Origin of the sequence: Streptococcus cristatus (assembly GCF_963529205.1) — a bacterium.
Taxonomy (GTDB): Bacteria; Bacillota; Bacilli; order Lactobacillales; family Streptococcaceae; genus Streptococcus; species Streptococcus cristatus_O.
On sequence record NZ_CAURYF010000017.1, the window covers coordinates 36,608 to 42,929 of the forward strand.

At 42.8% G+C, this 6,322-nt stretch carries 7 protein-coding genes; 1 reads left to right on the forward strand and 6 read right to left on the reverse strand.

Annotated elements, in window-relative coordinates; translation table 11 throughout:
* Nucleotides 1-33: 33 nt before the first annotated feature.
* The 6 genes from RWS39_RS05195 to RWS39_RS05220 form a co-directional block, all read right to left on the reverse strand.
* Nucleotides 34-249, reverse strand: a complete 216-nt coding sequence (locus tag RWS39_RS05195) for a hypothetical protein (protein ID WP_125372476.1) — start codon at nucleotides 247-249, stop codon at nucleotides 34-36.
* A gap of 719 nt (nucleotides 250-968) precedes the next feature.
* Nucleotides 969-1,406 carry a transcription antitermination factor NusB gene (gene nusB / locus RWS39_RS05200; RefSeq protein ID WP_185761042.1) on the reverse strand — a complete coding sequence of 146 codons (438 nt, stop codon included), beginning with the start codon at nucleotides 1,404-1,406 and terminating at the stop codon, nucleotides 969-971.
* Nucleotides 1,399-1,788 carry an Asp23/Gls24 family envelope stress response protein gene (locus tag RWS39_RS05205; RefSeq protein ID WP_005591787.1) on the reverse strand — a complete coding sequence of 130 codons (390 nt, stop codon included), beginning with the start codon at nucleotides 1,786-1,788 and terminating at the stop codon, nucleotides 1,399-1,401. The genes nusB and RWS39_RS05205 overlap by 8 nt, the downstream gene beginning before the upstream one ends.
* A gap of 30 nt (nucleotides 1,789-1,818) precedes the next feature.
* Nucleotides 1,819-2,379: an elongation factor P gene (gene efp / locus RWS39_RS05210; protein WP_005591786.1), complete on the reverse strand. Its 561-nt coding sequence runs from the start codon at nucleotides 2,377-2,379 to the stop codon at nucleotides 1,819-1,821.
* A 61-nt stretch (nucleotides 2,380-2,440) separates the two neighbouring features.
* Complete coding sequence (locus tag RWS39_RS05215; protein WP_125372477.1) at nucleotides 2,441-3,502, reverse strand: M24 family metallopeptidase; 1,062 nt, start codon at nucleotides 3,500-3,502, stop codon at nucleotides 2,441-2,443.
* 65 nt (nucleotides 3,503-3,567) lie between these two features.
* Nucleotides 3,568-4,974, reverse strand: coding sequence for a Cof-type HAD-IIB family hydrolase (locus tag RWS39_RS05220; protein ID WP_125372658.1), 1,407 nt, complete (start codon nucleotides 4,972-4,974; stop codon nucleotides 3,568-3,570).
* A gap of 66 nt (nucleotides 4,975-5,040) precedes the next feature.
* Here RWS39_RS05220 and RWS39_RS05225 point away from each other — a divergent pair, with 66 nt between their 5' ends.
* A complete protein-coding gene (locus RWS39_RS05225) occupies nucleotides 5,041-6,003 on the forward strand; it encodes an asparaginase (RefSeq protein WP_125372478.1) in 963 nt (320 codons plus the stop codon).
* The last annotated feature ends 319 nt before the right edge of the window (nucleotides 6,004-6,322 follow it).

Here is a 6,322-nt window from a genome sequence, read left to right on the forward strand (position 1 = left end):
TTTCATTTTATAGTGACTCTCTCTAAATCAGTTTTATTGTTTACTTCTAACCTTTTCAAAGAAATTTGATAGTAAATGTACTCCACTGAGGGCTATTACTATATCAATTGGTAAGAAATGGTAATCCCATATAAAATGAGACAAAATCAATGATAGAAATAAAATACAATCCATATAACTATTCTTGAAATGTTCTGCGATTTTATGATATAGAAATGCAATAATAACTGAAATCAAAATAATCGCCATACTTGTCCTCTTGTAATCTGCAAATAATCCATATATTTACCTGCTCTAAGCTCTTCCTCTTCTTGGAATTTTTCAAGTACCTTAAAGCTTTTAACAATACAATCTATTAGATACTTCCTGTTTCCTATTATAGCAATTATTATTTAATCCATAAAGTTTATATGTAGAAATAGCATATAAAAACAGACAGGAACTTTTTCAACATTATCAAGTTTACTAGCAATTTAAATTTCCCCACGTAGCCGTATTCAATCCAAAGATCCCCCTCAAAAACTCTCTTCTGAAGAATTGCTCTTCAGGCGATTTTCTCTTATATCTTTCTTTTCTTACTTAGACTGACTAGACCATTCCTCATCTCTAAAAAACCTAGTAAAAATCGTAAGAAACGAAAGCGATTCATCCTATAAATAGAGATGAAAAGCACATTCGAGGTCTAGCTTGCCATGAATCTATAGGAAAAGTAAGCAGCCAAGGCCTAGATTCCCATGAATCTATAGGAAAAGTGAGCAGGCGAGGCCTAATTTACAATGATTTTATAGGAGAAGTGAACAGTCGAGACCTAGATTGCCATGAATCTATAGGAAAAGTGACCAACCGAGGTCTAGGTTGCCATTAACCTATAGCAAGCTAGACTAGTCCAGCCATAGACCTACAGAAACTTTCTTATGATTTGTCAGCGACTGCAACTATCAAAAACCAAAAAAGCTGAGACAGTCGTCTCAGTCTTTTTCTTCTGTTATAAATTGACTCAAAATCCCATTGATAAACTTACTTGATTTTTCATCAGAAAATTGCTTGGAAAGTTCAATGGCTTCATTGACCGCTACTCGCTCGGGAGTATCGAACTCTGTCATTTCAAAGATGCCTAATCGCAGGATATTCTTTTCCACCAAAGTTAGACGCTCAACTGTCCAGCCTGCTTTCAAGTGCTGGGCGATTTTCTTATCTAACTCTTCCTTGGACTGGAGCACTCCTGTGACCAAATTGAGTAGAAATGCTGGGATATTGACCTCAGCATCCGTCTCCTCTTCGTCCTTATCGTAGGTATAGGCAAAGCGGCAAGACTCAATGGCATCACCCTCATACTCTAGACTCATCAAAGCCTGAAAAGCCCGCTGACGTAGCTCTCTTCTAGATTCTAACAAAACATCAGTCATTGAGGAAATCCTCATCAAATAGATCTTTCAAATCTGGTTTTGGTGATTTTTCTGGAACAATGCCTGCCACATGGATATTGACAGCAGACAGCTCCACTTCAGCCATATCGCTTACAGCACTCTTGACTGCTTTTTGGATTGCAACTGCAACTGTTGGTACACTGATACCGTACTCCAGATATAGGTAGATATCAACTGATATGTCGCCACTTTCATCCGTATGCAGCGCAACACCGCGTCCAAGCGTACGCATAGAAAGGCTATCTGACATGCTTTTATTTGCAAAAGAATGAACGCCCTCTACCTTAGCCGTAGCAATGGCAATAATTTTTTCCAAGACTCGTGGCGCAATAACGATTTCGCCTAATTGTTCGTTTGCCATAAGAATTCCTTTCTATATGAAAGATTGAAATTACGCACGAGAAACGTAAGTTCCTTCTGCTGTATTGATGACCAATTTTTGTCCAACTTCGATGAAGTCTGGTACGTTAACAACAAGACCTGTTTCAAGAGTTGCTGGTTTACCAGAACCTGTTACAGTAGCACCTTTGATAGATGGTTGTGTTTCTGTTACCACCAATTCAACAGTTGTAGGTACTGTCACACCGATCACTTCTGATCCGTAGAATTGGATTTTCACATCTGAGTTTTCAAGGATGTATTTCAATTCTTCCTCTACGTTGACTACTGGGATTTCGTATTGGTCATAAGTCTCAGTATTCATGAAATAAGCAGTGCCATCCATTTGGTACAAGTATTGTGCTGGCACTGTTTCGATGATAGCTTGTTCAAATTTTTCTTCTGGACGGTAACTAGTCTCAAATGTAGAACCAGTACGAACATCACGCAATTTCATACGCATGATAGTATTTCCCTTACCTGGTTTGTGGTGACTTGCTTCCAAGACGCGGATCAATTTACCATCAGCAGTTTCAAAAGTCATTCCAGCTTTCAGCTTACTTGCTTCAATCATTTGTTTTTTACCTCTTTAATAAATAATTTACTCTTTATTCTACCATAAAGCTTGATAATTCTCAAATCACAATCAATTCTTTTGGAGCAAGGGTCAAGACCTCACAACCAGTCTCTGTGATCAGAAGGTCATCTTCGATCCGAACGCCGTATTTGCCATCCAGATAGATGCCCGGCTCATCGGTCAAGACCATGCCAGCCTCAATCGGCTCTTCTGACTTGCCAAAGTAAGGAATCTCATGGATATCCAGCCCAATCCCGTGACCAATCCCGTGGCTGAAGTAAGGGCCGTAGCCTGCATCGTTGATAATTTGACGAGGAATCCGGTCAAAATCAATACAGCTGAGTCCAGCCTTAGCCGCTTCTATCAGGGCTTGATTGCTGCGCAGGACAATATCATAAATTTCTCGCTCTTCATCCGTCACCTGCCCCACATGAACAGTCCGCGTCATATCGCTGACATAGTGATTGTAGTAGCAACCAAAGTCCATGGTCAGGGTTTCACCATTTTGGATGACCTTGTCACTGGCCACGCCGTGAGGCATAGCAGAGCGGTAGCCAGAAGCGATGATAAAGTCAAAGGAAGCACCTGAAGCACCTAACTGGCGCATACGGGCATCTAAAAAGTTCATAACAGCCAGCTCTGTCGTCTGACCAGGCTTGATAAAGTCCAGCACGTCTAGGAAGGCTTGATCAGAAATCTGACAGGCCTTGCGAATGGTCGCGATTTCTTGCCCATCCTTGATCATGCGCAAATTTTCGATAAAGGCTGTCATCGGCACCAGCTCATGACCAGCAAACACACTTTCCAGCATCTTGAAGTAAGCATAGGAAATTTCATCGTCAAAACCGATTTTCGCCAACTTGTCGTCCGCAATGATTTTAGCAATTTCTCCAACCGCATCCCGCGTTTCAACAATATCAAAGCCCTCAACCACGCCCTTAGCAATCAGGGTATAACGAGAATCCGTCAGGAAAATCCGACGCGACTTGCTAATAAAAACTGTCGCCTCTGTCCCGCTGAAACCAGTCAGATAGTAAATATTCTTCAGATTGGTTACTAAAACAGCATCGCATTCTGTCTGAGCCAAGGCTGCTTCAAATTTTTCAACTCTTGATAACATGAGGTACCTCCGTAAAATAATTAGATTGAGTATCGTAAAATAGAAATTCTGCTGATGAAGAGTCGCTACTCTTCGTCTTTTGTTTCTTTTTGCGTCTTTTCCACATTGCGCTGATAGGCCTGAATCTGTCGCTCCAACTCCCGTTCGATCGCTGGTTCTGGCGCATATTTTTCTTCCCAGTCATCTGGTTTGAGGATTTTATGAGTCACGGGATCAAAATGCGCTTTTCCATCTGGGAAAATCTTCCCCATATTGGCCTGATGGACAATATCAAAAATCCGCTCGGGATCGACTCCCATCAAGACAAAACTACCGTAAGTAAAGTAGAGCGTATCGATCAGAGCATCAACTTGACCAACTAAGGAGATTTCTGCCTTGCTCTTGCTACGAACCTTGGCAGCAGCCTTATCTAAAGCTTCGTGCATTCTAACCATCGACTGATCAAATTCTTCCTCTGAAGAGCTGGCAGCTCTGAGAAATTCAACCAACTCTTCCAACTTGAAGTCAGCACGGTGCCGAGCTTCCTCTGGTGTCCAAGCGATGGGTTCTTCCTGCGTAGACTCATCCATGACACCATGGAAGGTCTTGACCTTATTAAAGTGGTGATCGCGAGACACAAAGACTTTCTCGCTGGCCAAAATACCGAAATGTTCTAGTGCCCGATGAATCCCATCCTGACTATTGCTGCTAGTCGTATGCTTGGCTACTTCCTTGACAGAGCTGGTGCCATTTCCCATGGCAATAGACAAGCCAACTCCCGACAGCATTTCCAAGTCATTGTCTGAATCTCCGAAGGCCATGACCTGATGGATATCAAAGCCGTATTCTTGACCGACTAGACGAATCCCCTCCAGCTTGGACATCCCTTGATTGATAATGTCCGTCGCATAGGGACTCGAACGAGTAAATTTTAAATGCGGGAAATCCGCTTCAATTTTTGCACTCTCAGCCGGATCTGCCAAAATCAGCACTTGATAAATGGGCTCTTGAATCAATTTCAGCAGGTCTTCTTCATGCTGAGGCAAGGCCTTGCTCACAATCTTGTTAAAACCGTGACTCACCGTCCGAGTCATGCTCCTAGGGATAAACTGGGTAGCCCACTGGGAAAAGGAACTCATACCAAAGGTCATAATTTTTGAACCTTCCATGGCATCCTCTGTTCCCAAGGAAATTTCTTTCCGGTGCTTCTTAGCGTAGGCAATCAAATCACGCAGGCTCTGCTTATCAATCGGTGTGGCAGAAATAACCCTGTCTTTTGAAAAAATATACTGACCATTGTAAGTGACAGCAAAGTCTAAATCCAGCTTGTCCATAAAAGGCTTGACAAAGAAGGGGCCACGGCCTGTCGCTAAACCGACCAAAATCCCTTGTTCTTGCAAACTCTTAATGGCGGCCTCTGTCGATTTCAAGACGGTTCGACTGTCATTAATCAAGGTTCCATCTATATCAAAAAAGACGGCTTTTATTTCCATTGATTTTCTCATTCTTTCCTTTTATGATACAATAAATTATAACACAATTCACGGAGAAGCACATCTATGAATAAGCAGATTTTAGTTTTACATACTGGTGGAACCATTTCCATGCAGGCTGACAGAAGCGGTGCCGTCAATAGCAGCCAAGACAATCCCATGAACCATGTGGCTGTTCCCTTAGATGGTATTGAAGTGACGGTGATTGATTTCTTCAACGTTCCCAGTCCTCACATCACTCCCTATCATATGCTAGAACTCTACAAAAAAATCAAGGCTGACGCTGAGCACTACGATGGTGTGGTCATTACCCACGGAACTGATACTCTAGAGGAAACGGCCTACTTCCTTGATACCATGGACCTGCCTGACATCCCTGTCGTTTTGACCGGAGCTATGAGAAGTTCAAATGAACTCGGCAGTGACGGAGTTTATAATTACCTGACTGCTTTGCGGGTGGCCAGTGACGAGAAGAGTCGAGGCAAGGGCGTTCTCGTCGTCATGAATGATGAAGTGCATGCTGCCAAATATGTCACTAAAACCCACACCACCAACGTCAGCACCTTTCAAACTCCGACGCACGGCCCTCTAGGTCTGGTCATGAAGCAGGAAATTCTCTATTTCAAAACAGCAGAACCTCGCGTCCGCTTTGACCTGACTAGCATTTCAGGCCTGGTCCCCATCATACCGGCCTATGCCGGTATGAAAACAGAACTGCTAGATATGCTGGATTTGCAAAAGCTAGACGGTCTCATCATCGAAGCCTTTGGTGCTGGCAATCTTCCGAAAGAAACTGCGGAAAAATTAACAGAGATGGCAAAAGCTGGTCTCCCCATCGCTCTGGTTTCTCGCTGTTTCAACGGCATTGCTGAGCCTGTCTACGCCTATGAAGGTGGCGGTGTCAAGCTGCACCAAGCTGGAATCATGTTTGTCAAAGAGCTCAATGCCCCCAAGGCTCGCATCAAGCTACTGATTGCCCTTAATGTCGGCCTAAGTGGTCAAGCATTAAGAGACTATATAGAAGGATAAAAAACCAAGCTTGTCTACTCGCTTGCTAGGCATTATTTCTTGATTTTCCTTTATAAATGCTATATCCTTCGATATAAAGTTCCAAGTTCATAAATATTCTTAGCCTCAAGCGAAGTTATAAATTCAAAAAAAGAGTCTGGGACAAAAGTCCTAGACTCTTCAATTGTCTTTGGATTTTCGAGCAAGACGCAGTGGTTGAGTGGGCTCTACTACGCTGATTTCATCAGCTTTTACAGCCCTACTCAACTGTGCGGAGGTGGGACGACGAAAACTCAAAAGAGCGCAAAAAGACCCCCCCTTGTGATATAATGAAAGTGAA

What these genes read in the sequence shown, in the direction of transcription:
- RWS39_RS05195 (WP_125372476.1), bottom strand. Translation starts at nt 249, where the DNA reads ATGGCGATTATTTTGATTTCAGTTATTATTGCATTTCTATATCATAAA.
- nusB (WP_185761042.1), bottom strand. Translation starts at nt 1,406, where the DNA reads ATGACTGATGTTTTGTTAGAATCTAGAAGAGAGCTACGTCAGCGGGCT.
- RWS39_RS05205 (WP_005591787.1), bottom strand. Translation starts at nt 1,788, where the DNA reads ATGGCAAACGAACAATTAGGCGAAATCGTTATTGCGCCACGAGTCTTG.
- efp (WP_005591786.1), bottom strand. Translation starts at nt 2,379, where the DNA reads ATGATTGAAGCAAGTAAGCTGAAAGCTGGAATGACTTTTGAAACTGCT.
- RWS39_RS05215 (WP_125372477.1), bottom strand. Translation starts at nt 3,502, where the DNA reads ATGTTATCAAGAGTTGAAAAATTTGAAGCAGCCTTGGCTCAGACAGAA.
- RWS39_RS05220 (WP_125372658.1), bottom strand. Translation starts at nt 4,974, where the DNA reads ATGGAAATAAAAGCCGTCTTTTTTGATATAGATGGAACCTTGATTAAT.
- RWS39_RS05225 (WP_125372478.1), top strand. Translation starts at nt 5,041, where the DNA reads ATGAATAAGCAGATTTTAGTTTTACATACTGGTGGAACCATTTCCATG.